At 44.9% G+C, this 17,454-nt stretch carries 23 protein-coding genes; all 23 read left to right on the top strand.

Annotated features, from left to right (window positions below; all coding sequences use genetic code 11):
- Positions 1–34: 34 nt before the first annotated feature.
- The 23 genes from codY to flhB all read left to right on the top strand — a co-directional run bounded on the left by codY (position 35) and on the right by flhB (position 17,454).
- Positions 35–814, top strand: a complete 780-nt coding sequence (gene codY / locus G9F75_RS09015) for a GTP-sensing pleiotropic transcriptional regulator CodY (RefSeq protein WP_003154263.1) — start codon at positions 35–37, stop codon at positions 812–814.
- A gap of 352 nt (positions 815–1,166) precedes the next feature.
- Positions 1,167–1,556 (top strand): flagellar basal body rod protein FlgB, encoded by a 390-nt coding sequence (gene flgB, locus G9F75_RS09010; protein WP_003154260.1) that lies wholly within the window; start codon positions 1,167–1,169, stop codon positions 1,554–1,556.
- Entirely contained in the window at positions 1,556–2,008 is a 453-nt protein-coding gene (gene flgC, locus G9F75_RS09005) for a flagellar basal body rod protein FlgC (protein ID WP_015239851.1), read from the top strand. Before flgB ends, flgC begins: the two co-directional genes overlap by 1 nt.
- Positions 2,009–2,018: 10 nt before the next feature.
- Positions 2,019–2,339, top strand: a complete 321-nt coding sequence (fliE, locus tag G9F75_RS09000) for a flagellar hook-basal body complex protein FliE (protein WP_029973469.1) — start codon at positions 2,019–2,021, stop codon at positions 2,337–2,339.
- Positions 2,340–2,381: 42 nt separating this feature from the next.
- The gene (gene fliF / locus G9F75_RS08995) at positions 2,382–4,004 is read left to right on the top strand and encodes a flagellar basal-body MS-ring/collar protein FliF (protein ID WP_167409061.1); all 1,623 of its coding nucleotides are present in this window, start codon (positions 2,382–2,384) and stop codon (positions 4,002–4,004) included.
- A gap of 12 nt (positions 4,005–4,016) precedes the next feature.
- Positions 4,017–5,033: a flagellar motor switch protein FliG gene (gene fliG, locus G9F75_RS08990; protein WP_003154256.1), complete on the top strand. Its 1,017-nt coding sequence runs from the start codon at positions 4,017–4,019 to the stop codon at positions 5,031–5,033.
- The gene (gene fliH, locus G9F75_RS08985) at positions 5,026–5,781 is read left to right on the top strand and encodes a flagellar assembly protein FliH (protein ID WP_014417769.1); all 756 of its coding nucleotides are present in this window, start codon (positions 5,026–5,028) and stop codon (positions 5,779–5,781) included. The genes fliG and fliH overlap by 8 nt, the downstream gene beginning before the upstream one ends.
- Positions 5,778–7,094 (top strand): flagellar protein export ATPase FliI, encoded by a 1,317-nt coding sequence (gene fliI, locus G9F75_RS08980; protein ID WP_007611430.1) that lies wholly within the window; start codon positions 5,778–5,780, stop codon positions 7,092–7,094. The genes fliH and fliI overlap by 4 nt, the downstream gene beginning before the upstream one ends.
- Before the next feature lie 5 nt (positions 7,095–7,099).
- Positions 7,100–7,543 carry a flagellar export protein FliJ gene (fliJ, locus tag G9F75_RS08975; protein WP_003154253.1) on the top strand — a complete coding sequence of 148 codons (444 nt, stop codon included), beginning with the start codon at positions 7,100–7,102 and terminating at the stop codon, positions 7,541–7,543.
- An 11-nt stretch (positions 7,544–7,554) separates the two neighbouring features.
- On the top strand, positions 7,555–8,169 hold the full coding sequence (locus G9F75_RS08970; RefSeq protein ID WP_015388236.1) for a MotE family protein: 615 nt from the start codon (positions 7,555–7,557) through the stop codon (positions 8,167–8,169).
- A gap of 6 nt (positions 8,170–8,175) precedes the next feature.
- Positions 8,176–9,519 carry a flagellar hook-length control protein FliK gene (locus tag G9F75_RS08965; RefSeq protein WP_167409060.1) on the top strand — a complete coding sequence of 448 codons (1,344 nt, stop codon included), beginning with the start codon at positions 8,176–8,178 and terminating at the stop codon, positions 9,517–9,519.
- A complete protein-coding gene (gene flgD / locus G9F75_RS08960; RefSeq protein WP_029973465.1) occupies positions 9,520–9,960 on the top strand; it encodes a flagellar hook assembly protein FlgD in 441 nt (146 codons plus the stop codon).
- A 24-nt stretch (positions 9,961–9,984) separates the two neighbouring features.
- A complete protein-coding gene (gene flgG, locus G9F75_RS08955; RefSeq protein ID WP_007409783.1) occupies positions 9,985–10,761 on the top strand; it encodes a flagellar basal body rod protein FlgG in 777 nt (258 codons plus the stop codon).
- Positions 10,762–10,800: 39 nt separating this feature from the next.
- A complete protein-coding gene (gene swrD, locus G9F75_RS08950) occupies positions 10,801–11,016 on the top strand; it encodes a swarming motility protein SwrD (RefSeq protein WP_003154243.1) in 216 nt (71 codons plus the stop codon).
- Positions 11,013–11,432: a flagellar basal body-associated protein FliL gene (fliL, locus tag G9F75_RS08945; RefSeq protein WP_021493686.1), complete on the top strand. Its 420-nt coding sequence runs from the start codon at positions 11,013–11,015 to the stop codon at positions 11,430–11,432. Before swrD ends, fliL begins: the two co-directional genes overlap by 4 nt.
- Before the next feature lie 33 nt (positions 11,433–11,465).
- Positions 11,466–12,464: a flagellar motor switch protein FliM gene (gene fliM, locus G9F75_RS08940; RefSeq protein ID WP_003154240.1), complete on the top strand. Its 999-nt coding sequence runs from the start codon at positions 11,466–11,468 to the stop codon at positions 12,462–12,464.
- On the top strand, positions 12,454–13,590 hold the full coding sequence (gene fliY, locus G9F75_RS08935; protein ID WP_167409059.1) for a flagellar motor switch phosphatase FliY: 1,137 nt from the start codon (positions 12,454–12,456) through the stop codon (positions 13,588–13,590). The genes fliM and fliY overlap by 11 nt, the downstream gene beginning before the upstream one ends.
- A 26-nt stretch (positions 13,591–13,616) precedes the next feature.
- Positions 13,617–13,979 carry a chemotaxis protein CheY gene (gene cheY, locus G9F75_RS08930; RefSeq protein WP_003154238.1) on the top strand — a complete coding sequence of 121 codons (363 nt, stop codon included), beginning with the start codon at positions 13,617–13,619 and terminating at the stop codon, positions 13,977–13,979.
- A gap of 14 nt (positions 13,980–13,993) precedes the next feature.
- Entirely contained in the window at positions 13,994–14,647 is a 654-nt protein-coding gene (fliZ, locus tag G9F75_RS08925) for a flagella biosynthesis regulatory protein FliZ (protein WP_022553343.1), read from the top strand.
- On the top strand, positions 14,640–15,305 hold the full coding sequence (fliP, locus tag G9F75_RS08920; protein WP_007409786.1) for a flagellar type III secretion system pore protein FliP: 666 nt from the start codon (positions 14,640–14,642) through the stop codon (positions 15,303–15,305). The genes fliZ and fliP overlap by 8 nt, the downstream gene beginning before the upstream one ends.
- Before the next feature lie 14 nt (positions 15,306–15,319).
- Positions 15,320–15,589 (top strand): flagellar biosynthesis protein FliQ, encoded by a 270-nt coding sequence (fliQ, locus tag G9F75_RS08915; protein WP_003154234.1) that lies wholly within the window; start codon positions 15,320–15,322, stop codon positions 15,587–15,589.
- Between the two features lie 6 nt (positions 15,590–15,595).
- On the top strand, positions 15,596–16,375 hold the full coding sequence (gene fliR / locus G9F75_RS08910) for a flagellar biosynthetic protein FliR (RefSeq protein ID WP_017417780.1): 780 nt from the start codon (positions 15,596–15,598) through the stop codon (positions 16,373–16,375).
- A complete protein-coding gene (flhB, locus tag G9F75_RS08905; RefSeq protein ID WP_014417776.1) occupies positions 16,375–17,454 on the top strand; it encodes a flagellar biosynthesis protein FlhB in 1,080 nt (359 codons plus the stop codon). The genes fliR and flhB overlap by 1 nt, the downstream gene beginning before the upstream one ends.

Here is a 17,454-nt window from a genome sequence, read left to right as displayed (position 1 = left end):
TTTAATAAGAGGAATTCTAGGAGGATTATTTATCATGGCTTTACTACAAAAAACACGAATTATTAACAGCATGCTGCAGGCTGCGGCAGGCAAACCCGTAAACTTTAAAGAAATGGCTGAAACGCTTCGTGACGTCATTGATTCTAATATTTTCGTCGTCAGCCGCAGAGGAAAGCTTTTGGGCTACTCTATTAATCAGCAGATTGAAAATGACCGCATGAAAAAAATGCTTGAAGACCGCCAGTTCCCGGAAGAGTACACGAGAAATCTGTTCAATGTTCCGGAGACGTCTTCAAACCTTGATATCAACAGCGAATACACGGCGTTTCCTGTAGAAAACAGAGACCTGTTCCAAGCGGGCTTAACAACGATCGTGCCGATCATCGGCGGAGGAGAGAGACTGGGCACGCTCATTCTGTCCCGTCTGCAGGATCAATTTGAAGATGATGATCTCATTCTTGCTGAATACGGAGCAACCGTTGTAGGAATGGAGATTTTAAGAGAAAAAGCGGAAGAAATCGAAGAAGAGGCGCGAAGCAAAGCGGTTGTTCAAATGGCGATCAGTTCTCTGTCTTACAGTGAACTTGAAGCGATTGAGCATATCTTTGAAGAGCTTGACGGAAACGAAGGCTTGCTTGTGGCAAGTAAGATTGCGGACCGTGTCGGCATTACGCGTTCAGTAATCGTTAACGCGCTGAGAAAACTGGAAAGCGCAGGCGTCATTGAATCCAGATCACTGGGAATGAAGGGGACGTACATTAAAGTTCTGAACAACAAATTCCTTATTGAATTGGAAAACCTTAAATCTCATTAAGACAAAAGCAGGATCCCTAAAAATGGGGTCCTGCTTTTTTTATGGACAATAGGTGAAAAGTTGCAGTTTAAAGTTGCTTATTGGAATCTGATCTGAGATAATCCATCTTGCTGTGTGAAAAAAGGAGGAAGATACAGAAATTCTGCTATTTTCAGTCTTATATTAAACAAATCCTTGTAGTACAAATATTCTAGGACTTAATACCCACATGCAAAATAGATATAATTGAGCACTTTTTTTTAGCCTAACTTCATAGACTTTAAGCCTGTTATTTCTTACAATAAGCATATGGTTTTACAATTCTCGACAAGGATTTTTAGGAGAAAAATATCTGAAATGGAGGTAAGTGGATTTGGACTTATTTTCTGGAACTATACAAAATCTTGAGAATGCCTTGGGGAGAGCGGACATTAAGCAAAAAGTCTTAACTAATAATATCGCCAATATAGATACACCGAACTATAAGGCAAAAAAAGTCTCTTTCCGAAATTTGTTAGATCAGGAAACATCCAATCTTGAGGCTGTAAAAACCGACTATCGGCACGTTGACTTTACGGGTTCGGGGGACGATTATTCTATCGTGTCCAGCAGTGATACATCGTACCAGCAAAACGGAAACAATGTCGATATCGACAAAGAAATGACAGATTTAGCCGAAAACCAAATTAATTATCAGGCTTTGGTTGAAAGAATGAGCGGCAAATTCAATTCTCTGAAAACCGTCTTGACAGGAGGAAAATAATGAGTGGCTTTCAAAGCTTAAATATTTCTGGTTCCGCTTTAACTGCACAGCGTGTCCGGATGGACGTCGTATCGTCCAACCTGGCCAATATGGATACAACGAGAGCGAAGCAGGTAAATGGCGAATGGGTGCCTTACAGAAGAAAGCTGGTATCTCTCCAATCCGGAGGCGAATCATTTTCGTCCCTTTTACATTCCAAGATGAACGGAACAGGAAGCGCGGGAAATGGCGTAAAGGTATCTGGTGTTACGGAAGACCCGTCCGCTTTTAATCTCGTTTATGATCCGGAGAATCCTGATGCGAATAAAGACGGATATGTACAAAAACCAAATGTAGATCCATTAAAGGAAATGGTGGATCTTGTCAGCAGCTCGAGATCATATGAAGCAAACGTAACTGCATTAAACGCCTCCAAAGGCATGCTTTTGAAGGCTTTAGAAATCGGAAAGTAAGGTGATGTAAGTGGTTAACGCTATTACTCCTTTTCAGCTTCAACAAACCCAAAACACTCAAAACGTAACGAATCAATTAAACCAAACTCAAAAAACTGATTCTTCAAACCAAACAAGCTTTTCGGAGCTTTTAAAAAACTCTATTGATTCGTTAAATGAGTCACAAGTGAAATCTGACCAAATAACGAACGAACTGGCTGCAGGAAGGGATGTAAACCTTGACGAGGTCATGATCGCTGCCCAAAAAGCAAATATTTCTCTGACGGCCGCTACCGAATTCCGCAATAAAGCCGTGGAAGCCTATCAGGAGATCATGAGAATGCAGATGTAGTGGTCAGATTGAAGAGAATGACTGGAATGACCGGGGGTTAACATGAATCGTACTCTAATGCAAATGAAAACCAAAACGGCAGCGTTTTGGAACAACAGATCAAAAACACAGAAGATACTCATGGTAAGCGGCTTGGCCGCATTCATTATTTTACTCATCGTCGTTATTATTTTTACTTCGTCTGAAAAGATGGTGCCTCTTTATAAAGATTTGTCCGCGGAAGAAGCGGGGAAGATTAAAGAAGAGCTCGATACGAAAAAGGTGTCTTCTGAACTTGCTGACGGCGGCACGGTCATTAAGGTTCCTGAGAGCCAAGTGGATTCGCTTAAAGTCCAGCTTGCCGCAGAAGGCCTGCCGAAAACGGGATCAATTGATTATTCGTTTTTCGGACAAAATGCGGGCTTCGGCCTGACGGATAATGAGTTTGACGTTTTAAAGGTTGAGGCGACTCAGACCGAATTGTCAAACCTGATAAATGAAATGGACGGTATTAAAAGCTCGAAGGTCATGATCAATATGCCGAAAGAAGCCGTGTTCGTCGGTGAAGATCAGCCGGCAGCGTCTGCATCAATCGTTTTGCAGATGAAACCGGGCTACTCGCTTGATCAAAACCAGATCAACGGGCTGTACCATCTTGTTTCTAAAAGTGTTCCGAACTTAAAAGAAGATAATATCGTCATAATGGATCAAAATTCTACATATTATGACAAAAGTGACAGCGGTGCAGGGTCCGTTTCTGACAGTTATGCTTCTCAGCAAGGTATTAAGTCGCAGGTCGAAAAGGACGTTCAAAAACATGTTCAGTCACTGCTCGGCACAATGATGGGGCAGGATAAGGTCGTTGTTTCCGTGACGGCGGATATTGACTTCACGAAGGAAAAACGCACTGAAGACACTGTCGAACCTGTCGATAAAGATAACATGGAAGGCATAGCGGTAAGCGCCGAAAAAGTTGCGGAAACGTATAAAGGCGACGGCGCGGCCAACGGCGGCACGGCCGGAACGGGAAGCAATGACACCGCGAACTATGCCGAGACAAACGGCGGTTCAAACAGCGGTTCAAACAGCGGCGACTACGAAAAAAGCAGCAATAAAATCAACTATGAAGTCAACCGCATTCATAAAGAAATCGCTGAAAGCCCGTATAAAGTGCGTGATTTAGGCATTCAGGTCATGGTGGAGCCGCCTAATCCGAAAAATGCCGCTTCCTTATCAGCACAGAGACAGGCTGATATACAGAAGATTTTAGGAACGGTCGTCAGAACGTCTCTTGATAAAAACGAAACGCAAAATCAAAACCTGACAGACAATGATATCAACAATAAAATCGTTGTATCCGTTCAGCCGTTTGACGGAAAAACAAGCCTGAACACAGATTCGGCACAATCTTCAGGTCTTCCGATCTGGGTATACATTACAGGCGGCGTACTGCTTGCGGCCATTATTCTGCTTATTATTCTCCTTATCAGAAAGAAACGCTCACAAGAGGATGAATACGAAGAATATGAATATGAAACGCCGCCGGAGCCGGTTCGATTGCCTGATATCAACGAAGAGAAAATTGAAACGGAAGAAACAGTCAGACGAAAACAGCTTGAAAAAATGGCTAAAGAAAAACCGGAAGACTTTGCTAAATTGCTTCGAAGCTGGCTGGACGAGGATTAGGGGGAATGGAAAATGGCGAAACGTGATCAGAACAAGCTTACAGGAAAACAAAAAGCAGCCATCCTCATGATTTCCTTAGGCCTTGATGTATCAGCTTCTGTGTACAAGCATTTGTCTGAAGAAGAAATTGAAAGGTTGACACTCGAGATTTCGGGAGTCAGAAGCGTCGATCATCAAAGAAAAGATGAAATCATTGAAGAATTTCATAATATCGCAATCGCTCAGGACTATATTTCACAAGGCGGTTTAAATTACGCCCGCCAAGTGCTTGAAAAAGCGCTCGGAGAAGACAAAGCGGTAAGCATTTTAAACAGGCTCACCTCTTCTTTGCAGGTAAAGCCGTTTGATTTCGCGAGAAAAGCGGAACCCGAACAGATTTTAAATTTCATTCAGCAGGAACATCCGCAAACGATGGCGCTGATTTTATCCTACCTTGACCCGGTGCAGGCCGGACAGATTTTGTCTGAGCTGAACCCGGATGTTCAGGCTGAGGTGGCAAGAAGGATTGCGGTTATGGACAGAACGTCTCCTGAAATCATAAATGAAGTGGAGCGGGTCCTTGAACAAAAGCTGTCCTCCTCCTTTACGCAGGACTATACGCAGACCGGCGGCATAGAAGCCGTTGTTGAAGTGTTAAACGGCGTAGACAGAGGAACGGAAAAAACGATCCTTGATTCATTAGAAATCCAAGATCCTGAGTTGGCGGATGAAATCAAAAAACGGATGTTTGTCTTTGAAGATATTGTCACCCTTGATAACCGTGCGATTCAGCGCGTGATCAGAGACGTTGAAAACGACGACCTCCTGCTTTCATTGAAGGTTGCGAGCGAGGAAGTCAAAGAAATCGTCTTCAGCAATATGTCACAGCGCATGGTTGAAACGTTTAAAGAGGAAATGGAAATTATGGGGCCTGTGCGTTTGCGTGATGTGGAAGAGGCGCAATCAAGAATCGTGGGCGTCGTCCGCAAGCTGGAAGAAGCCGGAGAAATTGTAATCGCGCGAGGCGGAGGAGACGATATTATTGTCTAATATCATTAAACAGCAATCATCATTTTCTCCTGAACAAAAACGGCGCAAGCTTTCCTTGCAGGAAGTCAGGAAAACACATTCCCAGCCAGACCGGGAGGAACCCGAAAATCCAGAGGCTCTCATGGCTTTTGCCAAAGCAGAAGCCGACAGGGTGTCTGAAGAAGCGAAAAATCAATTTGAGCACACTCTTCGGCAGATTGAAGAAGAGAAACACCGCTGGGCGGAAGAAAAACAAAGATTGATAGAAGAAGCAAAGGCAGAAGGATATGAAGAAGGTATGGCATTGGGAAAAGCCGAGGCTCAAGCTGAATACGCCAATCTCATCAGCCGGGCCAATGCCGTTATGGAAATGGCGAGACAGTCAGTCGAGGAAAAACTGGAAAGCGCTGAGGAAGAAATCATTGAGCTTTCCGTTGCGCTCGCTAAAAAAGTATGGCGGCAAAAAAGTGATGATAAAGAGGCTTTCCTTCTGCTGGTCAAACAGGTAGTAGCCGAAGTAAAAGATTATGATGACATCTCCATCTATGTGGACCCTGAATATTATGAGACGGTTCATCAGCATATGGACGAAATTCAGCAGCTGTTATACAAAGAATGCAGATTAAGCTTATATGCAGATGAAAAAGCCGAGAAGGGAACGTGCTCGATAGAAACTCCGTTCGGACGTGTTGATGCAGGCATAGACACCCAGCTGATGCAATTAAAGCAAAAACTTTTAACGGCGCTTGAGGCGGGAGCGGAGCAATGAAGACACAGTATTTAATAGACTCAATTGAAACAGCGGATCCGTACAAACGCTACGGCAAGGTTAAACGGGTCATCGGGCTGATGATTGAATCAAAAGGGCCCGAAAGCTCAATCGGAGATGTTTGTCTCATTTATCCGAAAGGCCATGCGAAAAAAGCGATTAAAGCTGAGGTTGTAGGCTTCCAGGATGAAAACATTCTGTTAATGCCTTATCTGGAAGCGGCCAGCATCGCGCCGGGCAGCATTGTGGAGGCCACTGGCGAGTCGCTCCGCATCAAAGTAGGCGCGGGTTTAATCGGACAAGTTGTCGACGCGTTCGGCGAACCTCTTGACGGCCGGGCGCTTCCGAAAGGTTTGTCCCCCGTTTCGACGGAACAGCCGCCTCCAAACCCGATGAAACGCCCGCCGATACGGGAAAAGATGGGTGTCGGCGTCAGATCGATTGACAGTCTGCTGACGGTAGGAAAAGGGCAGAGAATCGGGATTTTTGCCGGAAGCGGGGTCGGAAAAAGCACCCTGATGGGAATGATCGCGAAGCAGACTGAAGCTGATTTAAACATTATCGCACTCGTCGGTGAACGGGGGCGCGAGGTGCGTGAATTCATCGAGAAGGATTTAGGCGAAGAAGGCCTGAAACGCTCGATCGTCGTAGTCGCGACCTCTGATCAGCCCGCCTTAATGCGTTTGAAAGCGGCGTATACGGCCACCGCCATTGCAGAGTACTTCCGCGATAAAGGCCGGAATGTGATGTTCATGATGGACTCCGTCACGAGGGTCGCGATGGCTCAGCGGGAAATCGGCCTGGCAGCGGGAGAACCGCCGACAACAAAAGGATATACACCTTCCGTGTTCGCTATTTTGCCCCGTTTGCTGGAAAGAACGGGCGCGAATGAACAAGGAACGATAACCGCTTTTTATACGGTTCTCGTTGACGGAGATGATATGAACGAACCGATTGCCGATACGGTGCGCGGAATATTAGACGGGCATATCGTTCTCGATCGGGCGCTTGCCAACAAAGGGCAGTTCCCGGCCGTGAATATCCTGAAAAGCATCAGCAGGGTCATGTCTAATATTTCAGACACATCGCATATAGAGGCGGCCAACAAATTCCGCGATCTTCTGTCAACTTATCAAAACTCTGAAGATCTAATTAATATCGGAGCTTACAAAAGAGGGTCATCAAGAGAAATTGATGAAGCGATTCAGTTTTATCCGCAGCTTATTCAATTTTTAAAACAAGGAACGGAAGAACCTGCTCAATTGGAAGACAGCATTGCGGCATTGACGAGTCTGACAGGAAAAGAGGAATAAACATCGTGGCATACCAATTCAGATTTCAAAAGCTGCTGGAATTAAAAGAAAATGAAAAAGACCAAACATTGACTGAATACAGACAATCGGTTTCTGAATTTGAGACAGTGGCTGAAAAACTATATGAAAATATGAGCAAAAAAGAATTGCTCGAAAAAGACAAAGAATCAAAGCTGAAATGCGGGATGAGCGTTCAGGAAATGAGACATTATCAGCAATTCGTTTCCAATCTTGAGAACACCATCTATCATTATCAAAAGCTTGTCATCATGAAACGAAATGAAATGAATGAGAAGCAGGAACAGCTCACCGAAAAAAACATTGAAGTAAAGAAATTTGAAAAAATGCGGGAAAAACAATTTAATATGTTCGCACTTGAAGACAAAGCTGCAGAGATGAGGGAAATGGACGACATTTCAATCAAGCAGTTTATGATTCAGGGGCATTAGGAGCGAATGAAATGGCCGATAAAGAAAAGAGATCTGGAAAGTTCGGTTCAATCCTGCTTTTTATCATGATCCCGCTGATTTTTCTGATCATCGTCGCAAGCATCATCCTTTGGGCTGCCGGCGTTGATGTGATGAAGCCGATTCAGGAAACAGCCGCTAAAACGCCTGTTTTAAAAGAATTGGTTCCCGAAACGAAAGAAATGAAAAGCGCGGCGGAAAAGCAGAAGGAAGACAGAACGGCTTCTCTTGAAAAGACCATAAAGGAACAAAAAAGTGAAATTAACATTTTGAATAAAGATTTAGACACAAGCAAGTCCGAAATCGATAATCTGAATCAGAAAATCCGTTCACTGAAACAGGAAGCTGAACAGCAGCAGAAAACGAAGACGGATGAAACGAAAAAAGACGCTTCGGATTCAGCCGGAAAAGATAAAATGATCAACATCTATAAAAGTATGGACAGCGGTAAAGCGGCAAGCATTATCGTAAAGCTGAAAGAAAAAGAAGCCCTCGATATTTTAAACGGATTAAGTAAAAAGCAGCTTGCTGAAATCTTGACGAAAATGACTCCTGAACAAGCGGCTAAATATACAGAAAAACTATCCGCTGACGGAAATAAGGAGTGATGTAAGTTGAAGCTGCTTGAATTAACGGGTAATCGTACGCAGACTGCGCAAAACAGTAATGTGAAGATGAATGTAAACAGCTTAGGTCTATTTCAGAACTGGCTCCTGTCGGAAGTCACTTCTCCCCGGCAGCCCGGAGATGAAACAAAAACAAGTGACGCAGAGCTGAATGATGCCCTATCGAAAATCGGTGATTGGCTGAAAGCCGGCCCGGAAGATAAAGAATTGCAGCTGAAACAGCTGCTTGAGGCGGTAAAAGCTCTTGAAGGAAAGCAGACGGCTGAAACAGCTCTTCCTTTATTGAAACAGCTTGCCGAATCTGTTGAAGACATGTTAGCGGGAAAACAGCATGGGGGGAAGCCTGAAACGGATGAGCCGGATTCTTCCGCAAAAGACGGGGATTCCGTCAAGGATGCGCTTGAGAAGGGGCTGCTGTTCATTCAAGAAGCCGTATCCCAGCTCTTCACATCTCAGCAGGAACTGCCTGACAGCGCGCAGGCAAAGGCGGTTTACCAGGAAGGCGCCCGTTTATTAGAGGCATTGAAAAAACAAGGTGTCCCGGACCGCGTGATTCAAGACCTGCGGCAGACATTTTTTCCGAAAAACGAATCGGCATCTAAACTTTACTCCATGACAGCCGCTGAGCTGAAGAGCTTTCAAAGCGTCGCGGAGCAGCTTGCGGGCCTTTCTCAAAAGGGAACAAAGGATTGGGATATGGCTGAAACTGAGCTGAAAGCTTTTGTGTTATCTCAATCATCTGAATCATCCCAAGAGTCAGCCGGGAAAACAGAACAGCAAAACGGCGGCACGGTTTCTCACGCAAAGGCGCCTGACAGCAAATTGTCTGCACATATACTGTTTTCGGGAACGAGAAGCCTTGCCGGCATTCAGCAAACGTCCGCAGGAGCTGAACAGCAGCCGGCAGAAAATAAACCGTTAACGGATCAGGTCATCAGCGGCTGGAAACAGATGAAATACACGCCTTTCGGGAAAACAACCGGAAGCTTTACGATTCGTCTTAATCCCGAGAACCTCGGATTTGTCACAATTAAGGTGACAAACGAAAACGGGATGTTTCAAAGCAAAATAATCGCATCCAGCCAGTCTGCGAAAGAGCTGCTGGAACAGCATCTTCCTCAGCTGAAACAGTCGCTTCCGAATATGTCGGTCCAAGTCGACCGTTTTACAGTCCCGCTTCAAAGCGGGGATCAGCAGCCTGTTTACGGACAGACGGCCGATCACAATAAACAGCAGCATCAGGGACAGAGAGAGCAGAAGAACCAGCAGCAGTCAGGCGATTTCGGAGATATGCTGGAGGAGCTTTCTCTCAATGAAATGGAGGAAGAATAGTTGACATCAGTAAACTCGGATTATGCCGCGGCGGGCGCTTCAGCCACTTCAAGCGCGAAGAGCACCTCCGCAGTAAACAGCAGCACGAATTTAGGGAAAGACGAATTCCTGAAGATCTTAATGACACAGGTTCAAAACCAGGACCCGCTCAATCCGGTTGATGACAAAGAATTCATCAGCCAGATGGCGACATTTTCTTCATTGGAGCAAATGATGAATATGAATACGACGATGACTAAATTTGTAGAAAATCAAGATCCGTTTACGATGTATGTGAACTGGATCGGCAAAAATGTTACATTCAGCGACAGCGACGGGAAGGATCAGACAAGCCCGGTCAATTCAGTCAAGCATTCAAACGGCAATTACGTGCTCGTGCTTGAAAATGGCAAAGAGGTCAGTCCGTGGAATGTCACGGCCGTCAGCGAAACATCTAAATAAAAAGAAACCCAGGGGGAATTTAACATGTTACGTTCATTATATTCCGGTATCAGCGGCATGAAAAACTTTCAGACAAAACTAGATGTAATCGGCAATAACATCGCCAACGTCAACACAGTGGGATTTAAGAAAAGCCGCGTTACATTTAAAGATATGATCAGCCAGACAGTCGCCGGCGGTTCAAACGTGACCAATTCAAAACAAATCGGCTTGGGTGCCGCGACTTCTTCCATTGATGTCGTTCATTCAACCGGCGCCCCGCAGGCTACACAGAATAAAACCGACCTAGCCATTGACGGAGACGGCTACTTTCAGATTAATACAGGTGCGGGAATTGTTTACACACGTGCGGGGAATTTCGGAAAGGACAATCAAGGGAACCTTGTTACGACTGACGGGTACTACCTTGAAAAAATCGGCGGCGGCAAAATCAATATTCCGACTGATGCGAAAGATTACAGCATCGGTGCAGACGGAACCGTTACATACACTGATGCAGGGGATGAGGTTCATGATGCCGGACAAATCGGTCTGGTCACGTTCCCTAACAGCGCCGGTCTGGAAAAAATCGGAGGCAACCTTTACAGAGAATCATTAAGTTCAGGAGCTGCGAGCGCAGTCACCACGCCGGGCGAAAACGGAACGGGTAAGCTTTTGGCAGGCTATCTTGAAATGTCAAACGTAGATCTGACAGATGAATTTACCGAAATGATCGTTGCTCAGCGGGGTTTCCAATCAAACTCAAAAATCATTACGACTTCAGATGAAATCCTTCAGGAGCTGGTTAATCTGAAACGGTAAGGAGGGAGGAGAGGCGGTTAAGCCGCTTCTCCGGATTGCATGATTCAAGTCACCCGTTTAAACGGCCAGCCTTTTACGCTGAACGCGCTGTTTATCGAACAGATTGAGTGCTTCCCCGACACGACGATTACACTGTCCAACGGCAAAAAGTTCGTAGTGAAAGAACCGGAAGAAGCAGTTCTCAAAAAAGTCATATCGTTTTACCATAGCATACAAATATTTTCACTGGATCAGGGAATAGAGGAAGAAGAATGAAGAAAAAATTAGTCATCATTTTGCTGATTATTTTAATTGTCATCGCCGGCCTCGGAACGGCAGCATATTTTGTCGTCAGCGGAAATTCCGTCAAAGATAAAAAGCCGACAATTGACGAAGTCGTTGCAGCCACTGTGTCTGTCGACGATATTACGACAAACTTAAAGTCTGACAGCATCATCCGTATCGGCATCAAGCTTGAAACCGACTCGGCTAAAGCGAAGGAAGAACTTGAAAAACGCGATTTTCAGGTGAAAGACAACATCATTTCCATTTTAGCCGACACAAGCGCCGGAGAGATTGAGGGAGATAAAGGAAGAGAAGCGTTTAAACAATCATTAAAAGAGAAAGTAAACAGCTATCTCCAAGAAGGAAAAGTTCAGAAAGTGTACATTACCTCCTTTAATCTGCAATAAAAACAAATTTGACAGAATACGGAGGTGAAGAAAATGTCAGGAGAAGTTCTCTCCCAAAATGAAATAGACGCACTGCTTTCCGCCATTTCCACGGGTGAGGCGGATGCGGAAGAGCTGAAAAAGGAAGTAAAAGAGAAAAAAGTAAAGGTATATGATTTTAAACGGGCTCTCAGATTCTCGAAAGATCAGATACGCAGTTTAACCCGGATACATGATAACTTTGCGAGGCTTCTCACAACACACTTTTCCGCCAAGCTCAGAACGTATATTCATATATCCGTCAGCTCAGTTGATCAGGTGCCGTATGAAGAATTTATCCGTTCCATACCGAACATGACGATTTTAAATTTATTCGATGTCCATCCGATGGAAGGCAGAATCATGATGGAGGTTAATCCCACCATCGCATACGCAATGCTTGACCGCGTCATGGGAGGCATCGGCATCACTCATAACAAAGCTGACAGCCTTACGGAAATTGAAACGAATATTATTTCTAACTTATTTGAAAATGCACTGGGCAACTACAAAGAAGCGTGGCAATCGATTGCTGATATTGACCCTGAAATGACTGAATTTGAAGTGAATCCTCAGTTTGTACAGATGGTTTCCCCAAATGAAACAGTCGTTGTCATTTCTCTCAATACGCAGATAGGTGAAATCAGCGGTGTCATTAATCTTTGTATTCCCCATGTCGTACTTGAGCCGATTATCCCTAAGCTTTCCGTACATTATTGGATGCAATCAGACCGGAATGAAGCGAAGCCCGAAGAAACGAAGTTGCTTGAAAAGCGCATCATGACGGCTCAAATTCCCGTTGTGGCTCTCTTGGGCGCTTCTGAACTGACAATAGAAGAATTTTTAAGTTTGGAAGTCGGGGACTGTATAACTCTGGACAAATCAGTGACTGATCCTCTTACTGTATTGGTCGGAAACAAACCGAAGTTTTTAGGGCAGGCCGGCCGGGTGAATCGAAGACAGGCAGTGCAAATTTTAGATCACGACATAAGAGGTGAACAAGATGAACAATAGATTATCTCAAGATGAAATCGATGCTCTTCTTAACGGCACAAGCAGTCAATCAGAGGATACAGAACAGCCTCAAGAGGCGAACTTGTCTGAACTTGAGCGCGATGCGATCGGAGAAATCGGGAATATTTCGTTCGGCAGCTCGGCTACGGCGCTGTCCACTCTTTTAAATCAAAAAGTGGACATTACGACGCCGAGTGTGACCGTCATTTCAAAAAGCAAAATCAGTGATGAATTTCCTCATCCGTATGTTGCCATTGAAGTGAACTACACAGAAGGCTTTGACGGCAGCAATTTGCTCGTCGTCGAACAAAGCGACGCGGCCATCATCGCGGATTTGATGATCGGCGGGGACGGCCTGGGCGCCGATCCGTCACTCGGTGAAATCCACCTGAGCGCCGTTCAGGAAGCAATGAATCAAATGATGGGCTCGGCTGCGACGTCAATGTCGACCGTGTTCAGTAAAAAGATTGACATTTCTCCGCCAAGGGTTGAACTTCTGGATGTGACGGAAGAAAAAGGGACCGACAGAATACCTGAGGATGACCTGCTCGTAAAAGTGTCATTCCGTCTGAAAGTCGGCGAATTAATCGATTCGAGCATCATGCAGCTTTATCCGATTACGTTTGCGAAAGATCTGATCGCAGAACTGATGACTGCAGACCAGCATGAGTCAGAGGCCGCAGAAACCGTATCAGAACCACAGGAAACATACGAAACGCCGCAGCCGGAACCTGCCATGCAGCCGGAGCCGCAGGCAAAACCCGAGCTTCCGAAGAGACAGGGAACCGCCAAAAAAGCTGCTCCTGTTCAAGTCGCTCCGGTGGAATTCCAGGCGTTTGATCATAACGAAGCGGCGCAAGGATCAAGGAATAACCTTGATATGCTGATGGATATTCCGCTTTCCGTTACGGTTGAGCTCGGCAGAACGAAGAGAAGCGTCAAAGAAATCCTTGAATTTTCTGCGGGAAGCATTATTGAGCTTGACAAGCTGGCTGGTGAACCTGTTGACATCCTGGTCAACCAGCGGATCGTGGCAAAAGGCGAGGTCGTCGTCATAGAAGAAAACTTCGGCGTGAGAGTCACTGATATTTTAAGTCAGGCAGACCGCCTTAACAATTTAAAATAAGCGAACATAGAGGAGAGAAACAGATTATGGCACACAGAATTTTAATTGTAGACGATGCAGCATTTATGAGAATGATGATCAAAGATATTTTAGTGAAGAACGGTTTTGACGTTGTAGCTGAAGCTTCAGACGGAGCGCAGGCGGTCGAAAAATTCAAAGAGCATTCCCCCGACCTTGTGACAATGGATATTACAATGCCTGAAATGGACGGGATTACAGCTTTAAAGGAAATTAAACAAATCGATCCGCAGGCGAAAATCATCATGTGTTCGGCTATGGGCCAGCAGTCAATGGTTATTGACGCGATTCAAGCCGGCGCAAAAGACTTTATCGTGAAACCGTTCCAAGCGGACCGCGTGCTTGAAGCCATTAATAAAACATTAAGCTAAAGGGTGTACGACTGTTGAAAAAGAGTCATGGTTTACTAGCTTTGATTTGTTGTTTCGTTTTACTCAATGTACATCCGTTCCCTGCTTTTGCGGCGGAGTCTGACAATTCCACCGTCAACGAATGGTTTGACAAACAATCAACAAACAAAACAGAGAAAAAAAGCGATACATCGAAACAAACGGCTGATCAAGAGATAGGGGATGCTTCTGCATCTTCTGTCTCCGCTTTTGATTTTGTAAAGATGATTGGGGCGTTATTATTCGTCATTCTGCTGATCTATGGATTTGTCAAACTGATGAATAGAAGAAACCGTCTGCTGAAGCCGTTTCAATATGTAGAAAATATCGGCGGAACGTCAGTCGGCCAAAACCGTTCCGTGCAGCTGATTAAAGTGGGAAACAGCGTTCTCGTAGTCGGTGTGGGCGAAACGATACAGCTTTTAAAAGAAATTGAAGATGAAAAAGAGCGCGAGGCGATTCTGAGCCAATACGAAGAGTCGATGTCTTCAAAAGTGGAATGGATCAAGCTCGTAAATCCGCGTAAGGATGGAGAAAAAAAGCCGCAAACGATGCTTCCGTCGTTTTCAAAAGCGCTGAAAGAACAGCTGAACGAGCTGAAACAAAGCCGTTCTGAAGGAAAGAAGAAAGGCCCTTATCATCATGAATGAATTCATTAATCTTTTTAATTCAAGCAGTCCGACCGAAGTCAGCTCCACTGTTAAATTACTGCTGCTTTTGACTGTCTTTTCAGTAGCGCCGGGGATTCTGATTTTGATGACCTGCTTTACGAGAATCGTCATCGTTCTGTCTTTTGTGAGAACCTCACTGGCGACGCAGAACATGCCTCCCAACCAGGTTTTAATCGGCCTTGCGCTGTTCTTGACGTTTTTTATTATGGCGCCGACTTTTTCAGAGATTAATAAGGAAGCCTTAACGCCGCTGATGGACAACAAAATCAGTCTCGATGAAGCATATACAAAAGCCGAGAAGCCGATTAAAGAGTATATGAGCAAGCATACAAGACAGAAGGATCTGGCGCTGTTTATGAACTATGCCAAAATGAAAAAACCTGAATCGATTCAGGATATTCCTTTGACGACGATGGTCCCCGCTTATGCGATATCAGAACTCAAAACCGCTTTTCAAATGGGCTTTATGATTTTTATTCCGTTTTTAATTATCGATATGGTCGTGGCGAGCGTCTTAATGTCAATGGGAATGATGATGCTTCCGCCGGTTATGATCTCTCTGCCCTTTAAAATATTGCTTTTCGTTTTGGTCGATGGATGGTATTTAATCGTGAAATCTTTGCTTGACAGCTTTTAGGGTAGGTGCTAATTGTGAGTTCAGAATTTGTAATTTCCATGGCGGAAAAAGCCGTATATGTAACACTAATGATCAGCGGGCCGCTGCTTGCGATCGCGCTGATCGTCGGTTTGCTCGTCAGTATCTTTCAAGCGACAACTCAAATCCAGGAACAGACGCTAGCGTTCATTCCGAAAATCGTGGCGGTGATGCTTGGACTGATCTTTTTCGGTCCTTGGATGCTGTCGACGATTCTTTCGTTCACAACTGATCTGTTCTCTCATCTGAACCGATTTGCAGGGTAGAATCAAATGAATTCCATCATTGATTTATTTCCCGCTTTTTTATTGGTCTTTATCAGAATCTCTGCTTTTTTTGTAACGGTGCCGGTGTTCGGACATCGGAATCTGCCGGCGGTTCACCGGATCGGCTTTGCTTTTTTTCTTTCGGTGATCTGCTTCAGCACGCTGAAACATGCGCCGGAAATAGAAATAGGGGAACAGTATATGCTGCTTGTCATAAAAGAGGCCGTTGTGGGCTTGAGCCTCGGGCTGATTGCTTTCATGATGATGACAGCCATTCAGATAGCGGGTTCCTTTATTGATTTTCAGATGGGCTTTTCCATCGCCAATGTCATTGATCCGCAATCAGGAACGCAAAGCCCGCTGATCGGACAATTCGTTTATACGCTGGCGCTGTTATTTATGCTCAGCGTAAACGCCCATTATCTTTTATTGGACGGGATTTATTACAGCTTTCAGTATATCCCGCTTGATCAGGCATTTCCGTCGTTTGGAAATGATCACTTTGGACTTTTTATCGCAAAAAGCTTCAATGCCATGTTCATTATCGCTTTTCAAATGTCTGCGCCGGTTGTGGCCAGTCTGTTTTTAGTTGATTTGGCGCTCGGTATTGTGGCAAGAACGGTGCCGCAGCTGAATGTTTTCGTTGTCGGGCTTCCTCTGAAAATAGCCGTGAGCTTTATTATGCTGATCGTTTGTATGTCGGTGATGTTTGTCGTCGTCCGCAACATCTTCAGCCTTACCGTTGAAACCATGCGGAATCTATTGGCATTGGTCGGTGTGACATGATGAGACTCAGACTGAATCTGCAATTCTTTGCCGGTGAAAAAACGGAGAAAGCCACTCCGAAAAAACGGAAGGATACAAGAAAGAAAGGACAGGTCGCGAAAAGTACGGATGTGAATACAGCCGTTTCTTTACTGATTATCTTTCTTTCGCTGATCGCGCTCGGTCCTTATATGCGGGACAGGCTGCTGTCCTTTATTAAAACGTTTTATACGAAATCGATAACATTACACCTGTCAGCATCTGCCGTGCATGAACTGTTCGTGGATACGGTGAAAGATATCAGCCTCATCCTCGCGCCGATTATGCTGGTCGCGCTTGTGGCAGGTGTCGTGAGCAATTACATGCAGGTGGGTTTTCTGTTTTCTGCGGAAGTCCTCAAGCCTGACTTGAATAAGCTCAGCCCGCTGAAAGGTTTTAAGCGGATTTACAGCATGAGGGCGATTGTTGAACTGGTCAAATCTATTTTGAAGATTACTGTGGTCGGTTTTGCCGCCTTTATGGTGCTCTGGCTTCATTATGGCGATATTCTTCGCCTTCCGCTTTTAACGCCTGCGGAAGTGCTCACTTTCGTTTCTAAGCTCACGCTTTGGATGGGGCTTGCGGGATCAGGGGCTTTAATGCTGCTGGCCGGGCTTGATTATTTATATCAGCGTTTTGACTATGAGAAAAATATCAGAATGTCAAAGCAGGATATAAAAGATGAATACAAAAAATCGGAGGGTGATCCGATAATCAAGTCCAAAATTAAGCAGAAGCAGCGGGAAATGGCGATGAGGCGGATGATGCAGGAAGTGCCGAAAGCGGATGTCATCATTACCAACCCGACCCATTATGCGATAGCTTTAAAATATGATGAAAAGAAAATGGACGCCCCTTACATTGTTGCCAAAGGGGTCGACCATCTCGCATTAAAAATCAGGCAGATCGCCAAAGAACATGATGTCATGACGATTGAAAACAGGCCGCTCGCGCGTGCGTTATATGATCAGGTTGACATTGACCAGGCTGTGCCGGAAGAGTTTTTCAAAGTCATTGCGGAAATTTTGGCTTATGTATATAAAACGAAACAAAAAGTATAG

The organism is Bacillus sp. EKM208B (genome assembly GCF_011800725.1).
Taxonomy (GTDB): domain Bacteria; phylum Bacillota; class Bacilli; order Bacillales; family Bacillaceae; genus Bacillus; species Bacillus velezensis.
This window is presented reverse-complemented; position numbering and strand designations above follow the sequence as displayed.

What these genes read in the sequence shown, in the direction of transcription:
- codY (WP_003154263.1), top strand. Translation starts at nt 35, where the DNA reads ATGGCTTTACTACAAAAAACACGAATTATTAACAGCATGCTGCAGGCT.
- flgC (WP_015239851.1), top strand. Translation starts at nt 1,556, where the DNA reads ATGAGTGGCTTTCAAAGCTTAAATATTTCTGGTTCCGCTTTAACTGCA.
- fliF (WP_167409061.1), top strand. Translation starts at nt 2,382, where the DNA reads ATGAATCGTACTCTAATGCAAATGAAAACCAAAACGGCAGCGTTTTGG.
- fliG (WP_003154256.1), top strand. Translation starts at nt 4,017, where the DNA reads ATGGCGAAACGTGATCAGAACAAGCTTACAGGAAAACAAAAAGCAGCC.
- fliI (WP_007611430.1), top strand. Translation starts at nt 5,778, where the DNA reads ATGAAGACACAGTATTTAATAGACTCAATTGAAACAGCGGATCCGTAC.
- G9F75_RS08970 (WP_015388236.1), top strand. Translation starts at nt 7,555, where the DNA reads ATGGCCGATAAAGAAAAGAGATCTGGAAAGTTCGGTTCAATCCTGCTT.
- flgG (WP_007409783.1), top strand. Translation starts at nt 9,985, where the DNA reads ATGTTACGTTCATTATATTCCGGTATCAGCGGCATGAAAAACTTTCAG.
- swrD (WP_003154243.1), top strand. Translation starts at nt 10,801, where the DNA reads ATGATTCAAGTCACCCGTTTAAACGGCCAGCCTTTTACGCTGAACGCG.
- fliL (WP_021493686.1), top strand. Translation starts at nt 11,013, where the DNA reads ATGAAGAAAAAATTAGTCATCATTTTGCTGATTATTTTAATTGTCATC.
- fliM (WP_003154240.1), top strand. Translation starts at nt 11,466, where the DNA reads ATGTCAGGAGAAGTTCTCTCCCAAAATGAAATAGACGCACTGCTTTCC.
- fliY (WP_167409059.1), top strand. Translation starts at nt 12,454, where the DNA reads ATGAACAATAGATTATCTCAAGATGAAATCGATGCTCTTCTTAACGGC.
- cheY (WP_003154238.1), top strand. Translation starts at nt 13,617, where the DNA reads ATGGCACACAGAATTTTAATTGTAGACGATGCAGCATTTATGAGAATG.
- fliP (WP_007409786.1), top strand. Translation starts at nt 14,640, where the DNA reads ATGAATGAATTCATTAATCTTTTTAATTCAAGCAGTCCGACCGAAGTC.
- fliR (WP_017417780.1), top strand. Translation starts at nt 15,596, where the DNA reads ATGAATTCCATCATTGATTTATTTCCCGCTTTTTTATTGGTCTTTATC.
- flhB (WP_014417776.1), top strand. Translation starts at nt 16,375, where the DNA reads ATGAGACTCAGACTGAATCTGCAATTCTTTGCCGGTGAAAAAACGGAG.